Source organism: Rhodococcus koreensis (assembly GCF_017068375.1).
GTDB classification, from domain to species: Bacteria; Actinomycetota; Actinomycetes; order Mycobacteriales; family Mycobacteriaceae; genus Rhodococcus_F; species Rhodococcus_F koreensis.
The window spans coordinates 851,389-874,810 of the sequence record NZ_CP070610.1; the positions used below are offsets into that span (position 1 = coordinate 851,389).

The 23,422-nt window shown below is 61.5% G+C and carries 16 protein-coding genes; 8 read left to right on the forward strand and 8 right to left on the reverse strand.

Annotated elements, in window-relative coordinates; translation table 11 throughout:
* Window positions 1-140: 140 nt before the first annotated feature.
* Complete coding sequence (locus JWS14_RS44850) at window positions 141-749, reverse strand: TetR/AcrR family transcriptional regulator (protein ID WP_197436344.1); 609 nt, start codon at window positions 747-749, stop codon at window positions 141-143.
* 234 nt (window positions 750-983) lie between these two features.
* A complete protein-coding gene (locus tag JWS14_RS44855) occupies window positions 984-1,544 on the reverse strand; it encodes an adenylate kinase (RefSeq protein WP_206016694.1) in 561 nt (186 codons plus the stop codon).
* Window positions 1,545-5,437: 3,893 nt separating this feature from the next.
* Between JWS14_RS44855 and JWS14_RS44860 the strand changes: the two genes are divergently transcribed.
* Together JWS14_RS44860 and JWS14_RS44865 are read left to right on the forward strand one after the other, a co-directional pair.
* Complete coding sequence (locus JWS14_RS44860) at window positions 5,438-5,665, forward strand: hypothetical protein (RefSeq protein WP_005262432.1); 228 nt, start codon at window positions 5,438-5,440, stop codon at window positions 5,663-5,665.
* A gap of 464 nt (window positions 5,666-6,129) precedes the next feature.
* Window positions 6,130-7,377, forward strand: coding sequence for a replication protein (locus JWS14_RS44865; RefSeq protein ID WP_241031805.1), 1,248 nt, complete (start codon window positions 6,130-6,132; stop codon window positions 7,375-7,377).
* A 1,123-nt stretch (window positions 7,378-8,500) separates the two neighbouring features.
* On the opposite strand, the gene JWS14_RS51335 is transcribed toward JWS14_RS44865, so the two are convergent.
* Window positions 8,501-8,629 carry a hypothetical protein gene (locus JWS14_RS51335; RefSeq protein ID WP_259376152.1) on the reverse strand — a complete coding sequence of 43 codons (129 nt, stop codon included), beginning with the start codon at window positions 8,627-8,629 and terminating at the stop codon, window positions 8,501-8,503.
* Between the two features lie 1,028 nt (window positions 8,630-9,657).
* On the opposite strand from JWS14_RS51335, the gene JWS14_RS44870 reads away from it, so the two are divergent.
* Both JWS14_RS44870 and JWS14_RS44875 read left to right on the forward strand, forming a co-directional pair.
* Window positions 9,658-11,277, forward strand: a complete 1,620-nt coding sequence (locus JWS14_RS44870) for a ParB/RepB/Spo0J family partition protein (protein ID WP_241031806.1) — start codon at window positions 9,658-9,660, stop codon at window positions 11,275-11,277.
* A 115-nt stretch (window positions 11,278-11,392) separates the two neighbouring features.
* Window positions 11,393-12,250 carry a ParA family protein gene (locus JWS14_RS44875; RefSeq protein ID WP_206016695.1) on the forward strand — a complete coding sequence of 286 codons (858 nt, stop codon included), beginning with the start codon at window positions 11,393-11,395 and terminating at the stop codon, window positions 12,248-12,250.
* A gap of 496 nt (window positions 12,251-12,746) precedes the next feature.
* On the opposite strand, the gene JWS14_RS44885 is transcribed toward JWS14_RS44875, so the two are convergent.
* Window positions 12,747-12,983 (reverse strand): hypothetical protein, encoded by a 237-nt coding sequence (locus JWS14_RS44885; RefSeq protein ID WP_206016696.1) that lies wholly within the window; start codon window positions 12,981-12,983, stop codon window positions 12,747-12,749.
* A gap of 925 nt (window positions 12,984-13,908) precedes the next feature.
* Window positions 13,909-14,829: a ParA family protein gene (locus JWS14_RS44890; protein WP_043792356.1), complete on the reverse strand. Its 921-nt coding sequence runs from the start codon at window positions 14,827-14,829 to the stop codon at window positions 13,909-13,911.
* A gap of 1,650 nt (window positions 14,830-16,479) precedes the next feature.
* Between JWS14_RS44890 and JWS14_RS44895 the strand changes: the two genes are divergently transcribed.
* Both JWS14_RS44895 and JWS14_RS44900 read left to right on the forward strand, forming a co-directional pair.
* On the forward strand, window positions 16,480-17,574 hold the full coding sequence (locus JWS14_RS44895; protein ID WP_241031807.1) for an integrase: 1,095 nt from the start codon (window positions 16,480-16,482) through the stop codon (window positions 17,572-17,574).
* A gap of 252 nt (window positions 17,575-17,826) precedes the next feature.
* Window positions 17,827-18,936: a hypothetical protein gene (locus tag JWS14_RS44900; protein WP_206016697.1), complete on the forward strand. Its 1,110-nt coding sequence runs from the start codon at window positions 17,827-17,829 to the stop codon at window positions 18,934-18,936.
* Between the two features lie 292 nt (window positions 18,937-19,228).
* Here the strand turns inward: JWS14_RS44900 and JWS14_RS44905 are convergent, their stop codons facing one another.
* Entirely contained in the window at window positions 19,229-19,735 is a 507-nt protein-coding gene (locus tag JWS14_RS44905; protein WP_206016698.1) for a helicase associated domain-containing protein, read from the reverse strand.
* A 650-nt stretch (window positions 19,736-20,385) separates the two neighbouring features.
* Between JWS14_RS44905 and JWS14_RS44910 the strand changes: the two genes are divergently transcribed.
* Window positions 20,386-20,727 carry a histone-like nucleoid-structuring protein Lsr2 gene (locus JWS14_RS44910; protein WP_005564738.1) on the forward strand — a complete coding sequence of 114 codons (342 nt, stop codon included), beginning with the start codon at window positions 20,386-20,388 and terminating at the stop codon, window positions 20,725-20,727.
* Between the two features lie 81 nt (window positions 20,728-20,808).
* Here JWS14_RS44910 and mihF read toward each other — a convergent pair whose 3' ends face one another.
* Entirely contained in the window at window positions 20,809-21,126 is a 318-nt protein-coding gene (gene mihF, locus JWS14_RS44915) for an integration host factor, actinobacterial type (protein WP_005564740.1), read from the reverse strand.
* 372 nt (window positions 21,127-21,498) lie between these two features.
* On the opposite strand from mihF, the gene JWS14_RS52030 reads away from it, so the two are divergent.
* Window positions 21,499-21,711 carry a zinc finger domain-containing protein gene (locus JWS14_RS52030; RefSeq protein WP_420855168.1) on the forward strand — a complete coding sequence of 71 codons (213 nt, stop codon included), beginning with the start codon at window positions 21,499-21,501 and terminating at the stop codon, window positions 21,709-21,711.
* A gap of 536 nt (window positions 21,712-22,247) precedes the next feature.
* Here JWS14_RS52030 and JWS14_RS44920 read toward each other — a convergent pair.
* On the reverse strand, window positions 22,248-22,916 hold the full coding sequence (locus JWS14_RS44920) for a ScbR family autoregulator-binding transcription factor (RefSeq protein ID WP_275957911.1): 669 nt from the start codon (window positions 22,914-22,916) through the stop codon (window positions 22,248-22,250).
* Between the last annotated feature and the right edge of the window lie 506 nt (window positions 22,917-23,422).

Here is a 23,422-nt window from a genome sequence, read left to right on the forward strand (position 1 = left end):
TCATCGGAGAGCCCGTGAAAGAATGCCGACATGCCCGGCCGCTCACCAAACGCGGCACAGATGCAACGGCACAGGCGCGTTGCACCCGGGAACTGGGCCCTACCACGATCACTACCGGCTCCGAACCGTGCCCGAAATCCTCAGACCGACCGAAGCGGCGTGCCGCCAAAAACCGACGGTGTAAACGGAGTCGACAGGCGTGGCGCTGCACCCTCGGCACCGACAATGCCCAACGCGAACGCGCTGTACTGGTCCGCGACGTCGGCTGCCGACAATGGGCCATCGCTGCGGAACCATCGCGCGACCGACACGCACATCTCACGAATCGCGAAGGACGCCACTTTCGGAGACTCGACTGAGAAAACCCCCGCCGTCTGTCCATCGACAATCAACTGACGGAAACCGTGTTCGTGTTGGCGCCGAGTCTGCTGCGCCACAGTCCAATCAGGCTCCTCCAGATGTATTGCCTCTTGATTGACAACCAATGCCTCGCGCCGATGGGTAGCGTGCCGGTACGCATACACTGCGGTAGCCGCCCGCAGTCGGTCGGCCGGGTCGCTCGTCTCCGCCAGCACACGCTCGAAATCTCCGACCACATGATGGAGTGTCTGGAGAACGATCTCCCTCAACAGGGAACCCTTCGACTCCATGTGGTTGTAGAGGCTCGGGGTCCGTATCCCCAGTTCTTGAGCTATTTCCTTCAACGACGTCCCGTGGTAACCACGTTCGGCAAACAACGTTAGCGCCACCTCGCGAAGGTCAGACTTCGTGACCGACCGGACAGGGGCGGACTGTCCTTCAACGTGCCGTTTCATTGGCTTCATCTCTCTCGTCCCCGACTTCACTCGTCCCACCGACACGCGATCTGAACGTTGCTTGCAATCGCACGACCTCGGCGTACACAACATGAAAGCCGTAGCGGAGCCCGTCCGACGACGGCGGTGGCGTTGGCGATGTCGAATGTGCAACTCGGACGACTCGACTCAGAGAGCGTTGACCTTGGCGTGAAGTTTCATCTGCATGTGGCGATTCACTTCATCGACCGCGCCGGAGGCGTGGACCGCGATGAGCAGGTCCGAGTAGTAATCGAGCAGCGGCGCTGTTTCCTCGGCATACACGTTCAACCGGTTGCGGATGACCACCTCGGAATCGTCGGCACGACCTCGAGCAAGCATGCGCTCGATGACCATCTCCTCGTCAATGACGAAGGACAGGACGGCGTTCAGCTTCACGCCGCGCTGGTCGAGACTGTGGGCCAATGCCTCTGCCTGAGCTATCGAACGCGGAAACCCGTCCAATAGAAATCCATTCTCGGTGTCCGGCTGAGCGAGGCGGTCACGGACCATATCGATTGTCAGGGCGCTCGGAACGAGTTCACCGGCATCCAAGAAACGACTTGCTTCCTTGCCGAGCGAGGTGTTCTGGGTGATGTGGGTCCGGAATAGATCGCCAGTCGAGATGTGCGGTATACCCATGCTCTCCGATAGCAACTGTGCTTGCGTGCCTTTTCCGGCGCCCGGCGGGCCTAGGAGGACAAGTCGCATGAGCCGACCCTTCGTGAATGGGAATGGCGGTGAGCCATTGAAGAGCCACCACCGGATGGGCGTATCAACGATACATACTAACGATAATTAGTACCTCGTCTATTGTCCAGCCGCGCGGCTGAATGTCGCCGTCGTCCGCGGCCGGTCCTGCCGTGACCCTCAGATGAGTACCTGAACGAGATCTCGTCGGACGTCCAAGGCCACCCCACCCGCGGTCGGGCGTGTCGACGGTAGGACACCGACTTTCTCACGCGCTGTTCGGTACTCGCGGATCAGCCGCTGTATGTAGGGCAGCCTTCGCGTCTACCGCAAGAACTCCAGTGTTATAGGCCACATTTTTGGGACACAAGTGGTCGGCATCATACGATTTGTTCCGCACCGGCTGATCCTATGTGCAGGTTGTCGGTGTCCCGCCGTCAGCTGGACCCTAGTAGCTGACTTGGTTCGCACTGCGCAACCGATAGTCGACTGCCGGTGTAGCGGCCCCGCCGTCCGCCAGCTCCGGCGGGGTTTCGCAGTCCGTCCTCATCTATACCGATCCCAGCCCGGGCTACTCGAAGTGGATGGCGCTAAGCGAGCGACCAGGAACGGGCACTGGGTGCGATGGGTGACAACAACTTTGGCGTTCTATGCGTCTGTGTACTGAAGGCACTTGCCGAGCCTTGACTACGCCCCGACTCACCCATTGATCGGCTGCGCTCATGCCGAATCGGCTACCTCTAGGTCCAGGGTGAAAGGTCGGGCCTGCGGTTGTAGGACTTGTCCTGCACTAATCAGCCGCCTCAATATTTGCAAGTTTCTTACTGCACAAGGTTATTCGACCACACCCCTTTGGATCCGACACTATTACCGACGGGTAACCACGAAGGTGGCGTGAGATATTGACGGCTCGTGAGGGTCTCGAGACCTTGACGAGTGGTACCTGACCGATGAGGCTCACTCTCTGCCGCCGATCCGCGACGACCCCGAGGGGCTGACAATTCCCCACTCAGCACTCAATCGGCGGAGTGACCTCGAATCGTCACCCCGTGGAACATCACTCGGGCAAAGCGGCGGCATGTACGGATCTGCCGTTGTACCCCGCCGGTCGGGGAAATCGGGTGGCCGATAGTCGACTTTCTCGGCGACGACAGTATTTGCACCAACAAATTCTGCCCGTCATCTCTCCGAATCTGCGCGTCAGGTATCAAGGGTGCACGTTGTTCTCATCTTCCGTACGGATAGACCGAAGGTTTGGAGCGCGCCGCCCCGCCCTGTGGCACCTCCACAGTGACCCCGAAGCCACGTGAAGACGAGCGGGAACAGCTTCCAAACTACATCTCCCAGTGGAACGACTCTTTGCTCGGATTGAAGTGACGCGTGTACCTACGCAAGGGGTGGCCTCCCGCGTGCCGAACCAGTGTTGGTGGGCAACACCATGAGGCGACCGCACCTCCCAATGGCCTGCTCCCGCAATCACACTGACTCTGGTGTAGTTGTCACCTACATCGCCACCAGATACCTCCCTTGGGTGATGCACGGTGCATCACCTACTTCCGGGTGATGCACCGTGCATCACCGTTCCCATTCCCCTTCGGTGCAGTCATTCTCATCGCCGAGGCAGGTATCACGCACGGTGTCGCGGAGGTCGTCGAACGTGTTGCCGATGCCCGGCTCGACAGCGTCGCAGCGACGTCTCACCCGCGCCGCAACTCCAATTGGGCATAGTTGCTCTGGTATCGCCGCCCCATTTTGGCGGCCAGAGTTCGTCGGGTGGGTGCGCACTACGCCACGACTGCGACTGCTCCTCTTCGGGCCGATGATTTAGTGGCCACCGGGTATCCGGACGGGGTAGATTTCGGGACACGGAATCCTTCAGCGCGTCGACCGATCGCAACACGGCGGTCGATCTCCACATGGACGAACCCTCTTGCTCGACATCAGGCGAAAGTGTCAGTTGCGTTTGTACGCCGGGCGACCCCGGCATCCGGTCAGGCGCTGACAGTCACCGCTCCCATCGCACGGCCGCCATCAACTCCGCGTTCCCAAAACGCACGGCGTTGCAGACGACGTCGGTGCCGAGGTCTCAGCCTCTTGGGACGTGCGGCACGGAGGCACCCAAGCGATGACCGCAACCCTGTGGCTCCGCCCTCGACCATCTGCCGTCGAGGGCAGATTCTTCTTTTCAACGTCCGTGAGGTGGAGTGGGCCTCACCTTGCTTCGACCTGTGGTGATGCACGGTGCATCACCGGTTTCCGCGTGTGATGCACCGTGCATCACACGGCGCGGGTTGCAGATCAGCGCGGCCAAGAGGTCACCGCTTCAGATCCTCGGATCGTGAAATCTCATGCTCTTGCGCGACATCTCCACTGCATCTGTTGCGTGTGCACAAATTGGTCGATGCTCGCACGATTCACTTACGGACGCATGACCTTATGGGTCTGAACGCGACCGGACTTTCCGCAGTGCCCTTCCGCGACTACCTTCCCTTGAGTCGAATGTTGCGCGGGTGAGGTCGGGTGCTCGTCCAAGTGAGAGGGGAGGATTGTTAGATGTATCGACCAAGTGGATCTCTCGGTTGCGAAGTGAAATTCATCAATCTCCGGAGCGTCGGTACGCACACTCCCCTCCGACCAAATGACACACTCAGTTTCTCGCACGCCTCCCTCGGCGGCACGGCTTCTCGGTGCACCGTTACGGCAAGTTCAACACGAGCGCTGGGTTCATTGGAATGATGTTCGTCATGAGGGGTTGAGGCAGTCCGCACCCGGTAGTCACGAGACCCGACAGCGATGTGGCGCTGCTTCTCGAAATGCCGGCGAGCTCAGTCATTGAGAGGTTTCCGAATCCGATGCATCTCATGTTCTGATTCCAGCCGTAGTTGTGAGTGCGGATTTCCCTGGCTTCGCATAGCGTGCGCATCCCTTGCAGTCCGGCAAAAAGTCTGATTCAGTACGTTCTTCGATAGCGGATCGATCGTCGCGACGGGGTAATTGGGCCGGACCCGTTGGGCGGACATCTCGACTGGTTCGGTTGATGGTGATCTTGTGGCGACTGTGGTTCTCATTCGGTATGCGCGGGAACCCTAAAAGTGACCTGCGTAGGACCAAGAATGGATTTGCAGGGACAGTTCCCATCGGACCGAATACGCCCGCTTGGTCTACACATTTTGGTACAAACGCCTGCGAACCCCTCAAGAGTCTTGTGGCGGCGGGTGAGGTGTCGTTTATTCGCAGTCGGCGGGCTTTGCTGGTTGCTCCTGTCAGGCGGTGCCGAGGTGTTGGTTGTGCGAGTGCGCGCATTGCCCCAGGGCGTATGAGGCACCCGCTCTTGTCGTCTGGGCGCGGGGTTTCGGGGTTCAGCCGGTGTGCGAATGCGCAGGCCCGCCCTAGACTGCGCCGCAGAACTGACGTCGATCGATGTTCGCTGGAGTGTCGGATAACCCGGGGCGCTTCGACCTGCAGTTTTCCGAGATGGGTCAACTGTCGTATGGACTTTGCGCACTCCGGCCTCAGTGCGGATGAACTTCTTGAGGCATTTCAATACCTTCCCACCGCACTCAGTCCGGGTGCGGAAAAGCGACGCTGTTTATTCATCGGACAGGCTCTGACCGACAGGTTCTGCGACGGGGCTTGCTCTCTGTGTAGCCGCTCCCCACCCCGGTTCTAATGGCGTAACTCTGTGTCTCACATAGATTTTGATTCATCACGTGACGTTTCTGGGGTGGTGTGATTGCCTATGCGAACTGCGTTTCGCTTGATCAAATATTTTCGCTGATTGCCGGCGGTCGTTCGCATACGATTCGGAGCCAGATTCGTGTCCAGAGGAGGCTCTCTGGGGCACTTTTCGAGTTTTATTTAACTCGGCGTGTCGCTGCGCGGTTTAGTTAAACCCAAAGAGCAGGATTTAAGGCATGACAACTCGGAAAAGTCGGGGCGGGCGCCCAGCCCGCGACGTCGCCGTTCGCCATATCGGGGTTGAGTTCCCCGCGGAGATCGCCGATCGGATTCTCGCACCGGTTGACGATGGTCGGGTCAAGACAATCACCGATCGAATGATCGCGCTTGTTCAGCTGGCACTCGAGAACGAGCCAGCGATTCCGGCGCAAGCCAGACAGGAAGAGTTGCCAATGACGGGCTGAACAGAGCCCAGAAAAGGCGAAACCCCCCTTCGCTCGCCAGCTCCGGGGGTTCCGCTCGTCGTACAAACCACCACGCAAGGGAGGAGGTCTGCCTTCTATGAGTATAGAACGCGCGATTCGTCGTGCGCACGCGACACGGCGTGATATTGGTGTTCGCGACCTCTCATTTTTGCGCCAACGTGACGATTCCGTATGCGCTGACCTCATGTCGCCGGCTCTTCCGGCGTTCAGGCATGCCGTGAGGAGGTGCCCACTCCACTAGCGAAAACGTCGGTGGGTCCCACCCTTTACGGATGAGACCCACCGAACATATCTGGCCGTTCCAACACGACCGCTCCTGTGATTGGCAGTCCCGCGAGCAGTCGTGTCGATACCGTGCGCTCTTGTCAGGGTAAGCCATGTCCCGCTGGTGATGCCAGCGACTCACGGCAACATCTTGGTGAAGGGCGCGTGAAAGGCGCGTCATGCACCCCGAATCCGCCGCGAATGCGGCCGAATTTTTCGACAACGATGTTCCGATTGCCCCAGTCGGTGAGGTTTCTTCTACCGATGACACCGAGTGGGATGCTCTGGTCTCGGCCGCTGTCGAGCGAGTCAATCGTGTCGAACGGCTCAACGCCGAGAGCGATCAGCGAGGCCGTTCCTGGTCGTTACCCGTAGATCCGAGCGAGCAGGCTTCGACGCCAGCATGGACCGGGCGCGCTGCCTGGCAGCGACAGGTCCGCGAAGTGTTGAATTCCCCCACCGGTCGAGGGGTGTGCCGATGGTTCAAGGTCAGCACGGAGTTCGTCTTTGCCGTGGCTGTGACGATGGCCTCGTTCGCTGAGCGGTCAACAGGCCGTCGTGTGTGCGCCTCCAGAGAGACGATCGCCCACCGCAGCGGAGTCAGTGTGTCGGTGGTGAAACGCGCGAGGAGGGCGCTTCACACGCTCTCGGTAGCTTGCGAGATGGTGCGTGGGAGGTACTTGAGAGCTGAAGAATCTCAGGCTGCGGAATCCCACCATGGGCGGATTCAACGTCGTGCTGCGTCAGTGTGGGCGCTGACATCCCCGAAATCCCTCGTCATCGAGGCACAGGTGGTGACGAAGAAGCTGGCGAAGAAGGTTCGTCGCTCCAAGGATGGTGCTCTCTCGAGTTATCCCCAGTTGCGTTCTCGTGGCCCCCTATCCCCTTCTAGGGGATTTAAGTTGTTATCTCTTGTTAGAGAGTTATCACCAACGCGCGCGCGAACGCGCACGGGCGAGGACTCGAAAAATCCTAAGACGACGCCGCTGCAGCCTCGGGCAATCGAACTGCAACGGACAGCCGCTGAGCTGCTTGTTCATGCCCCAGTCTTCGCTTCGGCCGGGCATGTGGGGTTGATTTGCGAGGCACTCGCAAATGCCGGCATCGATGAGACCCGGTGGCGTGGTCGTGACATCGCCGCTGAACTGACGCGGGATACCCAGCAGCGAGGCTGGACGTGGCCGACTCACATCGAGCGACCTGTCGGGTTTCTCCGTTGGAGGCTGGCGCACATCGATTGGACTCAACCCTCACCGACCGAGATGGCTCAAAAAGCGGCCCAGGAGGCCCGTCAGCGCATTATCGACCGCGATGCGCGTCTCAGCCGCCAGGATGCCCTGATTGCGTCTGCAGAGCACCGTCAGCGGTGCCGACAAGCGCTTGCAGCAACGCTGAACCGGCGTCAGCAGGCGGTCGCCCAGATGTGACCAGGTACTTGTCGGTTGCCAACCTGGCACCAGCGTTAAGGGCGTTCGAGCTCAACGGAGCTGGCTTCGACTATCGAGCGAGCGCCGCAGGGTGGGTCGCCCGAATGTCTTCGGTGATGAATCGAGCCCTACGGCTGAGGACGAGGGCGTAAAAGGAATGTCGCGCGACCGGGTCGGAGCAGTGGATCTCAGCCTCGAATGTTGGTGCAGGCTAGCTTGGTTGCGGGTGTAGTGCCGCTACCTCGCTGAGCAACTGTCGGCGAAGCCGTCCGTGCACGACCCGACTCCGAAGGTTCGCCGACGCGCGGCAACAGAGCAATTCTGTACGCGGTCGGGATCATGTCGTTATGTGAACGCGTCGAGGGTCGCGTTCGCCAGCATGTCGACGAAAGGTGGAACTTTGCGGTAGAAACTCGACGCGGGATAGCGGTGTACGTCAGAATGCCTCCGACCGTAGTGGCGGGGAGCGAAAAGGGGCGGCGGGCTTTCGCGTGAATGAAACGGCAATGGTGCCGCTCGCAAGGGTAAGGGTGTGCCTGACCAGGTTTCAGTGGGTCGTCCGCGGGTGCCCTGCATGCGAGGCGCACTAGGTGATACGGCCCGGGGCGGGAAGTGGATCGGGAGTCGCACGCGAGTGGCGGGCGATCGACGTTGCTGGCATCCGTCAATGGCGCGGTCCGAGGTTCATGAGGGTGCACCATCGGGATAGGTGCTCGGCTGCGGGACGCCGAGAAGCTCACACCTCTGTTTCTCCGACCGTCGCCGGGGTTTCGAGGATCCGGGACTTGTCCCCACATGTGCCGGCGATGGGCCGCAGGGGCATGATGCGCCGGTTGACTCGCCCCTCATTCCCACCCCCTTCAGTACGTCGACAGATGCACCCACGAAGGTGCCGACGGATTCACTCGCCGATCCACTCACCACTCCTGCACATACCTGCCGCGTCGCGGGAGTTGCCGGTAGGGCTCCGTCGGGAACGTGATGACGCCGCCCCGGCAAGTGTCTGTATCTCCCCACCCCGATCTGCCGACACACGCAGTGCGAGGGAGACCGGGGCCCGATCACCTAGGAAACCCGCTGCCGATTCGGGGCACCGGTCCGCTAGCCGCCGAAGTCTTCTACCTCACCAGTTCTTGAGGGTGGCCGCGCCATCGAATGCGCGGAGCTTCACGCGGTGGCGAGGCGATGAGATCAGCTGGTCGTCGACCGCTTCCTCGAGTTCGAATTTCGGCGTGTAGGTGTCTGACTGCACACTCCCATCGAGCTGAGCCTGGGGCTGATGCACCGCGCATCACCACCCGGGGGGGCATCGATACCGTGGGACGGCGGTAGCGTTCGAGTGCCGACCTGGTAGTTGGCACACGCGCTCGCGCCTGCGTCGCCTGCATGTAGTCCCAGGCACGTTCGGGCTGGCCGAGCAGGCGATCCGCCCGTCTCCAGTCGAAGTTGCCGGAAGGCGCAAACCCGCTGCCAGTGCTGTCGCGCCAGCGCTGCGAGCCCCGGCGCCGTTGCATCGACGCACACGCCGTCCTGGCTGACTGCCGCGCTTTCGCTCAAATGTTGCACAACGGATTGAACATGCATAAAGGGCGGACCCAACCCCCGTCGCGGTGACTACATAGGGGGCTGCATCGATCGCGTGCACCGATGTGTATGTCAGGAGAACGCGGAATAGTTGGGTTCTGACGTTTGCAGCAAAGCAGGATCGCCTCGCCGACTCGGCATGATCACCCGCTCTCAGCGGTCGTGTCCGCTGACCATTGCCGTCCGAGCGCGATACGGGCTGGATGTTTGGAGGCCCGCCAAATATGAATTTTGATGTCGAATACGGCGACGATAGGCATCAGCGTCGGCCGAGGCTCGCTAGATGGCCGTGCTCACGTCAGGTGGCCGATCCGGGCATGGATCGTCCCACGGGTGATGCACCGTGCATCACCCGTGGTGTCACGTGGAGGTGATGCACCGTGCATCACCCGTGGTGTCACGTGGAGGTGATGCACCGTGCATCACCCGTGGACTCACCCCCGTGGCGATCCGCCCGGGCCGGATCAGTGAATCGCCCACGTGAAGAATGCCGGGTTGCGCTCGCATGAGCGCTACGGGACCGTTGGTGACCGTATGGCCAGCTAGTGGCGACATTGCGCTTGCCCGCGGGCGGACCTTTCGGGTGATGCACGGTTCATCACCCCGATCGCGACACGCCGCCGGAGATATCAAAGGAGGCAGATCGATCCCAGTACGCTCCATCTAAATACATGCAAAGCATGCGCAGAATGGAGGATGATGAACGCCGGAGTGACATCCGAAATGGTGGCCGCCAGTCCATCGACCGGTCCGGCCGCGACCAAGCGAAAGCCAGCCGCGCGCAAACCGGCAGGCAGGAAGACAGCGAGTCGGTTCCGAAAGTTCGCTGGCGGCGAAGAGAGTGAGGAACTCGCGGCCGCCGCCTCCGGTGATGTAACTACTACGCAGGCGAATGGTGATGCAAACTCGGGCGGCATCACCGCCGCGCTGGCCGGATTGGCTGCAGCCGACGGTCAGACCGTTGTGCAGGTTCCGGTTCTCCAGACCGCCCCGCACCCGTTCAATGACCCGGACAGGTCCAAGCCTCAGACTGGCGACCCAAAGTGGGATGAACTAGTCAATGGGGCCAGGGCAAACGGCATCAAGGTTCCCGCACTGCTGGTAACGCGCGAGGGATTCCTCGCGGAGCGGCCTGACCTCGCTCACGCTATCGGTGACGATGCCGAGTATGTAGTCATCTATGGGCACCGTCGTCGTGCGGCCGCCATCGCAGCCGGCCTGGCAACGATTCCTGCGGTAATTGACGACGCCGTGATGGACGATCACGGCGACCTCGACGCCATGACGCTGGAGAATCTCGGACGCCAGGACCTTTCGGAGATCGCCGAGGCCCAGATGTTCGCTCGGTACTCCGAGTTGGGAATGGGCCAGCGTGCCATCGCGGACAAGCTGGGCGTCGATCAGGCAACGGTGTCCAGGCGGCTGTCGCTGTTACTCCTTGCCCCCGAGGTCCAGGCTGCGATTGCCGAGGACGCGATTCGAAGCGCCGAGGGCGCCGCTTTGGCGGGCGCGCTCCCCTACGGCCCCGCACGGAGCTGGCAGAAGAAGCCAGACCCGGCACAAAGCTCGGATACCCGTCGTTCCGAGCAGCTCGCGGCGTTCACGCTGATTGCTGATCGCGGAATGAGCCCGACGCGCGCGGCTGAACGTGTGCTGACGGAACGGAAGTCCCGAGAGCAGGCATCGGCCGCGGGACTCGATATCGTGGATCCGCGCGAGCGGTTCGGTGAGAGCTTCCATGAGCATCGACTGTTCGAGGTGTCCGATATCGATCTCGCGAGCACCAAAGTCGTCGGCGCGATCGACCCCGGGCAAGGAACGCTTGTCTACTACGCCGTCGACAAACCCGCTCGAGCCGAAGACAATGCCGACGAGTTGGCCGCGAAGCGGGAAGCCGAAGCAGGGGCGGCGGCAGCGAAGGCGCGTCGAGAAGCGGGCAAGAAGCTCGCGGCCTCCGTTCCGTCACGGGAGAAGTTGGTGACCTTCTTTATCGACCAATACGCCTATGGCATCTCCGCTCTGGCGACGAGCAAGGAGGGGTGGAGGCTGGCCCAGGCATTTGTTGGATTGGAAGGCCTCGACTCCACCGAATTCCGGGTGAGTGTCGAGAACAGCGACGAGAAACGCCGCAGTGAGATCGCCTGGGCATGCGCGGTTGCAGGTTACGAACTCGCGGCAGCCGATTCCTCCCGGGAGTGGGGCCGTTCTGATCTCGCGTACTTGGACTTGCTGTCCGAGCGTGCCGGATACAAGCCGACCGCATGGGAGGAAGCCCGCCTCGACGCCGCGCGCCGCGCACTGTCTCTCGCCGATTGACGTCGGTGATGCACCGTGCATCACCGAGTTCGCCCCCGCCGCGGGGTGATGCACCGTGCATCACCCCTAAGCGGACACCAACGAATCCAGAACCTTCAAACCGCAAGGAGTTCCCGTGGCTACCTACGCAGTAGCAACCCTGTCCGGCAGCGCCGGCAAAACCACAACGGTCACGTCGATCGCCACGCTGCTCGCCCAGGACGGATACCGCGTCCGAGTTCTCGACATGGACAGTCAGGCAAACGCAAGCACCTGGCTCGGATACCCGGAAGCCTCCGGCAAGACCGCCGCCGACGTCCTCCGGCGCAACGCTTCGATCAAAGAAGTCGAACGCCCAGCGCGGGTGCTGCGGGGATACGACGAAGCCGACCAACCCGTGTACGAGGAGATCCCCAACCTCACAATCGTCCCCGCCGCTCGTGACACACTCGACAAGCTGATCGTGGAGCTGCCCGCAGTAACCGGTGGTGTCCTTCATCTGCGTGACGCCCTCGAGGAAGCGGATCCTGTCGACGTCACCTTGATCGACTCCCCCGGCTCCTTGAATGTTCTGGTGATCGCCGGCATCCTCGCGACAACCGTCGATGAGGAAGGGCCATACGGATCATGGGGCCTGATCACATGCACGAAGCCATCCGGCAAGGAGAACGAAGGCATCCCGGCGTTGGAGCAGGAACTGCGGAAGATCAAGCGGACCTACCGCGTCGACGTTCCGCTGCTGTCCATCGTCCCCTGCGCAGTCCCCCCGATCGGCGACGTTTACCGTGAGCAGATGGACGATCTGCTGAGCGAATACGAGGACAGGGTGACGCCCCCGATCCGTCGCGCGAGCATCGTGGATGAGGCCTACACGAACTATGTTCCGGTGCCGATCTACGGTTACAGGGCAAAGACGGTCACTAGCGACTACCGAGCCGCGCTGACTCACATGCAGAAGGTGGGGCTGTTCGGACAACGGGCAGTGGTCGCGTAGGGACTGGAGGCCACCTGTGGTGAACGATGTTGGGCGGCACATGCGGCCTTCACGAGGGACAAGCACAGTCAATGTGCCCCATGATCTGCACGCGCTCGCCCGGGCCGCGGTACGCCTCGTGCGTCGCAAGACCGGGCGACCGTACTCGCTTATGCAGTTCACGCAGGAGGCGTTCGCAGCGCAACTGAGAGTGATTGCCGAGACCTACAACGATGGTCGCGCGATTCAGCCCGACGCCGAGCCGTTGGAGCCCGGTAAGGCGGTGTGAGGCAAGGCGGGTGGCGTGGAGAGCTCTAGAGGCAGGCGGAAGGGCCTGTGACAAGCCGTCGATGCAATCGCCGCGGCGGTAAGCCCTCTGCTGGATCGTCATAGGCAAGCGAGGGCTACCAAGCGAGGGTCGCGAGCCAAGTCGGTGTGGTCGGCGGCGCGGTTCCGTCGCCACGATCGATAGGACTGGGCTGTCCCCTTCCCGCGTTGATCGTGCCGGACGGTGCAGTCAATCGTGTGTTGGACGACGGAAGCGGCTCCAGAGTCCACGGCATGCGTACGCCGTTGCCGCACTGCCGCCAAAGATCAGAACGATCAGAAACAAGATCCCCGTAACCAACGTGCTGCCCTCGCCACTGACCCATTTCCAGCCCAGCGAGAGGCCGGGCACCAGTGCCGCCAGACCGACCGTGAGGAGTGCGACCAGACCCACGATCGTGTCTCGGGAGAACGTTGTTTCGGCCACCGCGTCACCATATCGGGACGGGTGTCCGCAGGGACAACCTTTTCCCGGAGGGTCCGCGTGCGATGTGGTGTCCGACGGGCTGGGGACGCCACCGCCACTTTGTCGAGGCGACGATGGCTCTCTCCACGACTGGACGCCCCTCCCCCGGTTCCCCGCCCCGTTCGATTAGCGATTCGCGCGTGTCCTGGTGCGGTTGCCGCTATTCAGTCTGGTCTGACGCCCAAATACAGGCGGAGTGCGTGTTCGACCAGCGCGCTACGGCTACCCGCGCACCACTCTTCGGCTAGAGCATCGAGTGTGGCGGTATCGGAACCGATGATCCCGGCAAGAGGCACACGAGCTTGAATCTCGCTGTGCCGTCGGCGGCGCGGTTGCGCACCTGCCTCGCGCCGCTTGAACAGTCCAGCGCTTGCTTGAGGTTCTGCGGCGCTCCAGTGGCGTTGAAGTTCGCCGGCGTGCCTCTCAACAGCGTCGAGGACTACTTGCCCATAGGGACGCGCCGTTGCGCGGTCACGCTGTCTTTCCTCGAGCGTGAGTTGGCGCAGTGCGGTGTATACCGCCGGGGGGAGATAGACCTCAGGAGGGGCGGTCCGGATCGGCACCGTGCTGCTGTCGCTGCGTGTTTTGGGTTTCCGACGGGGCGCAACGACCGGCTTCGAAGCCTCGGACTGCAGTTGGGGGGCTTCAGTTTCAGCGTTCGGCAATTCTGGCGACGCGTCGTCCGACTCGGGGGGATCGGGCAACGCTGCGGGTGACGGTTCCGGTACGGTGGCCGCTGCATCGCTTTCTGGGTCGTCCGATGAGGGTGCGGACTGCGGGGCAGTCGTTTCGTCGACCGTTTCGGTGACGATGCTCAGCGTGGGGAGCAAATCGTCGAGATCTCCAAGAGCTCCGGGATCGAACGCGGCCTTCCGGCGTCGTGCACTCACGCCACTCCCCCGGAGACTTCGTCCTTCTCCGCCGACGCCAACCGGCTGAGAACTTCTCGGGTAAGGGATTGGTAGTCACTCGCGAGACCGGACGGGTCTCGGGACCACAAACGCTCTCCAAGGCGCTTCTTGTCGCGCAGCCGCTGGATCCGATTCTTCAGTTGATCCTCGGCGGCGGCGACCAGTTCCGCGGGGGTCAGGTGACGGATCCGGAGATCGACGGCGGCTGCACGATCAGAGCGAATGAAGGTTTCGAACGGAGCAGCGCCGCTACCTTCGAGCAGGTCCTCAACCTGCTCGAAAACTTCACGGTTCCGCGCTGTCGCGCGTGGGTTCGCGTCAAAGAGAACGACACCGAGAAGTTGGATGAGGGAACCGTTCTCCCGTGCGCGAAGGTAGCGGGCCGCGAGGAGCTCCACTCCCGACAGGCTTGCATCGTCGTCCTTGGTCGGCACGAGGAGGTACCGCGCGGTACCCAGCAGTGCGTCGAGCAGTGGGGCGTCTCCGGGGCCCGAGTCGATCAGAATCAGGTCGTAGTGTTCGACGGACTGCAATTCGGTGAGGGTGGACACGAGGTTGCCCCGCAGATCCATTCCTGATTGGGCGGCGGTCGCTGCGATCGCGCCGATCACCGCGAGTGCCGGTCCTCCGGGGATGAGATCGAGGTTCGGTCGGACCTCTCGGGTGGGTTCGAGCGGGTGCGCGTACTGAAGGGCCATGCTGAGGCCCTTCCCGCGGTCTCCCTCAACTCCGAGATCGGAGGCTGTGACGTTTGCCTGCTGGTCCGCGTCAACGACGAGTACCCGGCGTCCGGCGGCTGAGACCATGCCTGCGACCGCTGCGACGATCGAGCTTTTGCCGACACCGCCCTTTTGGTTGGCGATGAGCACACTGCGCGGGGGCTGCGTTGGTGACATGCATAGCACGGTACGGCTGGCCGGTCTCCTAGATGGCCAACGACACGCCCCTGTCTAAGGGGGTGCAACACGTCATGAGTATCGCCGTTGCTAAGGCTATTACCCACGCCTGTTCAATGGTGGTTGGAAAGGTTGCGCAACAGGTCTTGGTAAAGGCTTTGTGAATGGTGTTGACAGTGGCCTCATGGGCCGTCTTGCGAAAGGTCGGGTTGATGTTCGTGTACACGGCCTATTCGAGGGCGGTGTATCTGGGCATAAACAAGGTGACTGTGACGATCATGTCACCGGCGGTAATCACGGTGTTTGTTAAGGACGTTGCCAAGGCCATATTTAAGGCCATAGATATACGAGCAGTTCAGAGGGTATTTTGTTCGTTCAGATTGGCAGACGTGAACGGTTCACATAGCGACGAAATTAGTTCTCTTGTTGCCCGAATCTGCGCGGTGGGGGAGTGGTCTCTGCCTGCTCGACACCGACCATTCGGTGCCACGGTGGGTCGTTCCCCGACACGGAGTGGCGAGGTAGGAACCTGGTCTTGCTGACGGCAGCCGAAGGTGGCCTGGCGCCTCTCGTGAAGCGCGGAGCCATAAACCTCCTGTTCAGAGGGGGAAATAGCTCTCGTTGCTGCATACCCGGGCCGGGGGAGCGGGGGTGGGTGCCGGCTGGCCTTCGGTGCACCACCAAGAGCGCGATTGGCGTCCATGTTCAACTCCTGGATTCAGCTGCCATGAACAACTCATATAAGGCCATATGCAAGGCCATACCAATGGCCATTAGCATGGTCGCCACTGCGGTCTCTGGTTGGCCGGGGCGATCGGTGAAGAGTGTCGCCGAGTAACGCCTGGAATCCGCTCTTAGGTGCGCGGCCACGCCTGGAACCAACCCACATTTAGCCCGCCGCACCCCCACCCGGTGTTACGTCACTTGACGAAACGCCGGGAAGGGGCTGTCCTATCACTTTCGAGATAAGTGACGGCCCCAGTCTCGGTAGAAGGGACGCCTGCAAACGGGTCTTGATAGCTCGGAGCGAGAAGCGGGGCCGAAGGCATTCGTCACGTCATCGTCAATGAGCGCAAAGCCGTCGGCGCAGTGCCTCCAACCAGTTATCGCGTGCCGGCGCAAAATGGGGAACCGTTGCACAAGTCATGCTGACCGCAGCCATCACGTCTGATGGCAACGAAATGCCTGGTCAAGAGGTTTCGGTGTGGTTTCTAGCAGCGGGATCTAGGCCCGTCTGCCCCTCGGCGAGCGGTAAGTATTCTGCGGAAACGGCGAAGGCAAGTAGCTAGGTCCAGTCACTTCCACAATCTGTTATCAGACCCACGCTAAAAGGAGCTCAGCACTCGATGTGAGGAAGAGTCCCCAGGTCAGGACCTCTTCCAAGAGTATAGGCGCCATCCGAGCAATGGAAGTTGCGATCGACTGTTGCGGGGAGCTGCCTCGGGTTCCATCAACGTCAGAAGGAAGTGTCAGGGGGTGGTCGTGTGAGGGTGTGGGGAGCGGGGTCCGCTTCAGTCGGCCGCGCGACCGGGGTGATGCACCGTGCATCACCACATCCGGCAAACGAGAACATCGCGTCCGCAGCTGTGCCAGCACGGCACGGCGTGGCGGATCCACGAAAACGACCGCTACGCCTGGAATGATGTGCGCGTGAGCAATCACGATGTGTCACGCCCTGCAAGCTCGACGTCAGCGGAGGCCATGCCTACCGTTCCGTCGGGCGGTGACGCGACGGAGTCGCTGCCGGGAGTTGATGATCGAATCGTCGCCGAACTCGACCGGCTGCAATCTGCCAGCACTGCACGAAATTACCGGCAGGACTGGGTTAGGTTCGCGAGTTGGTGCGCGCCCCGTGAAATTTCATTGATGCCGACCGATCCTCGTGCTGTCGCCGCCTATGTGCGTGAGAGCGCGGAGACGCGGTCCGAGGTGGGCGATCGGATGTACTCCATTGCGACATTGAGTCGGTGGGTGGCGTCCATCAACTATTGGCACCGCGCATCTGGATTGCCCCTGCCCGGTCGGTCGCCGTGTGTCAAAGACGCGCTCGCGAAGGCGCGAAGGGCGTACAAGCAGAACGGTGACCGCCCGACCAAACGGGCGCACCCACTTCGTATCGGCGAGCTCGAAGGAATTGTCGATGCGAGCCGTCGTGACGCGACGACATGGGTCAAGCGTGCGCGCGAGCGCCGTGACAGCGCACTGTTGCTCATGGGTTTCGCGGGGGCACTTCGGCGCTGCGAGCTGTCCATGCTCACCATTGCCGACGTGGCCCAGTGCGGAGACGGGGATCTCCGCGTCCAGATTCCAGGTCCGCACGGGGGTCTGGTCGATGGCTTGATCAACCATGTCGAGTCATCGCGGGATCACACAATGTGCGCGCCGTGTGCCTACAGGCGCTGGCTCGAGGTGGTTTCGGCTGTCGACGGCTTCGGTCGTCCAGGTGTGATTCGGTTGCTCCACCAACACGAGGAGTTCGAAGGCCACGTCTGCCTTTCCGCAGCGCCAGTTGTCCAGGATCCGGCGCTACCGGTTTTCCGTGCGATCCGTGCGAACGGCAACATAAACTCGGGCGCGCTCTCGGGCGCTGCAATTCATGCCGCGATACGGCGGCGCGCAGCCCTTGCCGGCCATTCCCACGAGTTCGTCGAAAGGGTAGGGGGAGAGTCGTTGCGGGCCGGCTCTGCTGCGGGGCGCCTGGACAACGACTCGCAGCGCTGCCGATCTTTGCGCCGCACGGCTTAGTGTCGTGAGTGGTCTTGGGAGCGAGCGTAAGAAGAGTTGGGCTCCGGGCCCGATCTCGCTATTGGGAGCGAAGGTGACAGAGGGCGGGGCTTTGGTGAGCGTGCGGTTGCATCTTCGTCCGTTGCGCGGCTGGCCCGGGGGACGAGGCCGAACGTGCGGAGGGGGCAGCAGGCCGACTCGGGAAGAGAACTCTCTGGGGGACACATGGCTCGGGTGCGTGATCGGCGGCATCGTATTGCATAGCCTCGTACTGTGACGATCGGGCAGTCGGAAATCAAAGGCGTGCAGGATTTTTCCGCGCTGTTTCCCCGGCAGGGTCAGGGTGCACAGTACCGATACGATTGGGCTCTGTTCGCTGATTGGTGTACTGCGCTGGCGGCGTCGGCGCTCCCCGCTGATCCCCTTGCCCTCGCGAGCTTCCTTGACGAGCATCCGGCGGCTCAGTCCACCCAACGGCGCCGTGTCGCAGCGATCAATTGGGTGCACAACGCCAGTGGGTACCCCACGCCTGGGTCTGCTCGAGTGATCCGCCAAGTTCTGTCAGCACGTGCAGGTAGACGCGACGATCTCTCTCGCACCGCACGCGGGGCGTTGTTGACGCTGCCAACTGTCGGTTGGCCACAAGGACTGTTTGGCCGAAGGGATGCGCTCATCCTGGTGCTCAACTGCATTGTTGGGATGTCCGCGATCGAGGTGGGGGACCTTCAACGGAGCGACGTCACGTATGACGGGAGTATCGTGGCCGTCGGCGCCGGACACGCTGTGGAGCTGCACCCATTAGCGGACGACCCTCGGTGCTGCCCTGTCGCGATCTACCTGAGATGGGCACGCCTTCAGGCGTTCTTCGATCGCTACCCCTCGAACCGAGTGCTCGCTCGAAGTCTTGCCAGTGCTCATGAAATCGCCGATGACACAGTGGAGCCCTACGGGAAGCTGCCGGGTCTGCGGGAGGGCCAGGACGGGCCCCTGCTGCCGAGCTTCGATCAGTGGGGACATTTCGCCGCACTCCGCCGCGATCGCCGCGGGGTGTCCGGCAAGTCGGTCACGGCGATCGTTACTGCGCATCTGACGGGAGTCACTTCGGCGAGTCATTCCCGCTCCGATCCGACGGACAGGCTTGCCGATGTCGAGGTGGAAGATGAGGTGTCCTCGTCTTGTGTCGACGGCTCCGAGAACGGGATGGACTTCACATCGTTCGGCCCGGACACACTTGCCGATCAGTATGAGGCGGCTATCGCTCGGAAGTATGCGGATGTCCGGGCATTGGGAGACCTCGCCGAGGCGTTCGAGGATATCGATCGGAAGGCCGACGCGATCCTAAGTCGCACTGAGGAGCTGCTCGCGCAGATGGGCCTGGCGTAGTCGCGGGCGGTGCGACCGCCGGGAATGCACAAGACCCTGTAGGGCAGTCCTGTCCCAGTGAGTGAACGCTGAACAGTGTCCTTCGCCGAGAGGTTTGAGGGTGGGTGAGGATTCCGCCGTGCAATACGGGCGTACGTATTGCACGGCATGGGAACGTCCGACCGCGCAGGCGGATGGCGTACGACAATTCCCGCACCTGGATTTCTAAGGACCTCCGCAATGGGCATAGTGCGAAGATGCAGAGACTGCTCTATGCCTGTTAGACGGAGGACTGTTGGGTCGGGATCGGTGGCTACGCTGCGGTTCTCGGTCCGCGCGGGCGGGGACCGGGAGAGACTCCAAGTGCGGCGAGTGGGCCACGCTCTTCGTCTGGTAGCGCATCGGCTCTCCACTTCTTCACTGCCCGGTAGAGCCACTGACCGACCTGCTCGCCGTCAGCGTTGACATAGTTCGCGGGAACGAGTGCATTGCCATGCTGCTCACGGTAAGCGGCGATCTCGGCCAGCATTCGACGTCGCTTGCTGTCTGTCCGGGTGACCGCGGGTAGTGGGGCGTCGTCTTCGCTCCATACGAAGCCGATTGAATCGAGTTGGTGAATGCGCTCTGCCGGAAGAGTGCCGAGCATTCGCGCGACGCGCTGGCGGTACTGCCAGCGACCGAGCTGGAAGCCACATCCAGTTACGTAGTTCTCGGGTATCGCTGTGTGAGGATGTTGTTGCCGGAATGCTGAGTACAGCTCCAGCGCCGAGGCTGCGGACCGGTGAGTACGCATCGAGATCAGTCCTTCTGTGGAATCCATATATTTGTAAAGTACATAGCTTCTTCTTCAGCGATGTCAACCACATCGACCGCGTGTCATGAAAATCGCCCAGATCGAGGTAAGGCGACCACCGGACTGTCGGCGAGCATCTGTTCACCAGATTGCCCGATCGTGTCCTTTTGCAGTCGTCCTCAGTGAGACGGCCGAAGGCATTCCCTCCGTTCGCATCAGCGGGATCTGGAAGTGTCGCATTCATTTAGTTCGGGGTCCTGTTGAGCTGTGTGGACATCCGAGGGATCCTCGCAATGGCCGCATGTTGTTGCTCCTCGCGGGCTCCGAAGGTCCGCGCCCGCCGAGAATATGACATCTCGCTATCGGGGATTCATTGTCGCGGTTGGTGTTCAGGCCGCGTAGGTCCAGGAGTATCAGCTGGCGGTGGGGCATCATGGTTGCGCGCATGCCCGTGAACCAGAGGCCCTGCCGTCGGCGGGATGTGGACTGCTTGAATTTTCGCGGCTCCAGTGCGATGCGAGTTGTGAGCCGGGACCTATGCCGAGTGGGCAGTGATCGCGCCGCCCTACTCAACGCTGGAATCAGCGGTGTTCTGTTCGAAACCTGTCACGGAGTGGCAGGGGAACATTACTTCGCAGTAGTGTTCCCCGGGTTATCGACGATGAAGGAGTGGAATAGTGGCGCGCAAGATTGTTGTCGAATGCATCGACGACATCGACGGAACTCCGATCAAGAACGGTAACGGGGAGACGATTGCGTTCTCTGTCGACGGCGTCGACTGCGAGATCGACCTGAAGGACAAGAACGCCAGGGAATTCCGCAGTATTCTTACCTACTACATCGAGCACGCAACTCGAGTCGGCGGAAGGAAGCGTCGGTCGACTCCTTCAGTAGAAACGTCGCAGGGGCGCAAGCGGGCAAAGGAAATTCGGGAATGGGCGACCACGGAGGGCTATCAGCTGTCCGCGCGCGGACGTATCCCCGCTCAAATCGAGGAAGCGTACAGCGCCGCTCACTGAGTCCACGCCTTCGCGCGAATTCGACAAACAGCCTCCAGCCAGCTCACTTCGAGTTGGCCGGAGGCTGTGGCAGTTCCAAGGTCAGGAGGCGGACGACGCTTCTATCAGTGCCTGGCGCTGGTTGGCTCCGAGTCCGCCGATACGACGGGTCTCGGCGATCGACAGTTCCTCAAGGAGCTTCGCGGCCTTCACGGATCCGACGCCGGGGAGAGCCTTGAGCAGCGCCGAGACCTTCGTCTTCTTCACGATTTCGTCTGTTTCGGCCTTCGTGAGTACCGCTTCGACGCTGAGGTCGCCAGCTTTCACTGCGGAGAGGAGTTCGCTACGCGCCTTGCGTGCTTCAGCGGCCTTCGCCAGTGCTTCGGCGCGTTGTTCGGGTGTTAAGACAGGCAGTGCCATGATGGTGCTCCTTGTTGCGTTGTTCGGCCAGATCGTGTGGCTGTCCCTTGCCATCGTGCCAGGTGGAACGGAAATGTCCGCGTCTTGAGCGGTTGGGACCGACCTCCGGATGGCTGTTCTTACGTCTACGGATGTGGGCGACGGTGTATTCGAAGAATACGTCGTCTGGGTGGTCATCGTCGCAGAGTCGCTTCTCGATACTTCGAGGTGCATGAGCTTGGGTCGGCGTGCTACCCACCTCCGTGCCGGCGTTAGGAGGGGCGGCCGAAGGTTCCTCAGTTTCGTGCGCTCGGATGGATTGCGCAATGGTGTCGGTGGTGGCGTGTGTGTCGGTGCGGCATGATTCGCCATACATGGTCGTGGAGGTGAGTGATGGATCCATTCGAGTTCGTTGCTCATATCCCCTGTCCGCACTGCCGCGTAGGCATTGGTGAACGGTGTGTCACCAAGGACGGGTACGTGCGGAAGATCCCCTGCCTTCACCGCGTGAAACTCGCTAAATGGCCTGACCCGGAAGAGCTTCCAGATAGTGGGTCCAAGTCGGAGCGTGATGATGGCGAGCTTGGGGGCTCCCTCGACGGGTGAAGTGCGCCCCTGAATCCGACGTGGCGGCTGATGCACAGGATCCCACGATCAGCAAGCTCCGACCATCTGGCTCCTGCCTAGTAGGGGCCGCTGCAACAACGTCGTCCGCTACTGGCCGGGGCCACCGCTCCGTTGGCGATGGCCAAACTACACCTACGACATCCTGCACGCGAATGTCCGACTCATCCCCATCGAGAATCGACTGGTGTCCGCCTCACCGAATTGAAGGAAAGGGCGTTCATCGCGCGGCGACGCAGCCGCCAAGTAACTACGGTGCAGACTGCGACGACATGCTGTTACCCTACCCACGTATTTGTTCAACACGCTGTTGGACAAGTATGGAATTGTCGGAACGCATGGTTGCGACGGCGTTATCCGGCGATGACGATGCTTTGCCGCCCATAGCGTCTCGACGAGTAGATGCTCGGGGCGATGGTCCTAATTTGGCACCCGGGGTAGGTCGGGCGCCGTCGTCTCTTTCAGTGGACGGAGGTGGGGTTCGGGTCCGCACCTGGTCGACCGGGTGACGCGTTTCGCTAGGAGGGCACGAGGTAGGAGGATAGCCGACGAGCGGCGAACTGGGAGAAGTAGTCGACTTTCGCGTCGTCGACTAGCCCGGGCAGGAAGACCTTCCACGCGGTGGTCATACGCTCAGGCAGTTCCCTCAGTGTGTCGGTTGCCGCTGCCAGTAGACGCGTGCCGAATGCCATCTCCAGCAGCAGACGGCCCGCCTCATCCGGATTTGTGTCAGCGCGGAAGTCGCCTTCTTCGACTGCCCTTGCCGCCAATGCCTGGTAGGTCGAGATCCATTGATCGAAGACCACGTTCCCGGTGCCTCGGAAGTCGCCCATCTCGTTGAGAAGGCGGAATGCGGCCAATACCAGGTCGTCGTTGTTGGACGGGTCGATCATCACATACGAGATCCCGATCAACGTTTCCAGAGCTGGTGTGCGGGAGTCGAATTGTTGAGAGCATGCCGATTCGAGGGTTGCGCAGCCCTCGTCGATAACTGCCCGTGCCAACTGTTCTTTCGAGCTGAAGTGGAAGTACAGTGAACCCTTCGTCACCCCGGATTCGGCGATGATCTCCTGTAGGCCCGCCTTCACGTAACCCAGGCGGTTAAACACCTCAGCTGCGGCGGCCACTACAGCCTGCCGCGTAGCGATTGCACGCTTCTGCAAGGCGTTCCCTTCTGTATTTCCCACTGTTCATATCAAACCTACAGGTTGGTATTAGTTTGCAAAACTGGACAAATGTCCTATTTTCGCTGCGCATGGAGGTCTCCGGCAAGGCTGTCTCCGGTGCGCGGGTGGCGCCGACTCGCCCAGGGGCGTCGCCGGGCGAGTCGGCTTAGTTGCCGAGAAGTCGGCAAGATGTCGGCACGGGCGATTTGATCAGTCGGCGTCCACCTGCCGTCGAGGCCGAGGAGAGAAGCGTGTCAGCTGGATTTGGTGGGGGAGGATGGCCACACAGGGAACCGAGTTCCGTCCTTGTCGTAGCGGTCGATCTGGGCGATGCCGCGCCGGGGTGGATGGGGCCGGTGCGTCTCGTTAATCGCGTGAAAGTCTGATTCGAATGTCTTCTCGCTCGATGTTCCATCATCGAGCGTTACCAGGTACCTGGGCATACTCAGAAATATGCCACTGCGGCTCGCGGTTCGGGCAAATTCGTAGGATCCGCCGATAAAACAGTCAGGACCGACTTCGATTCA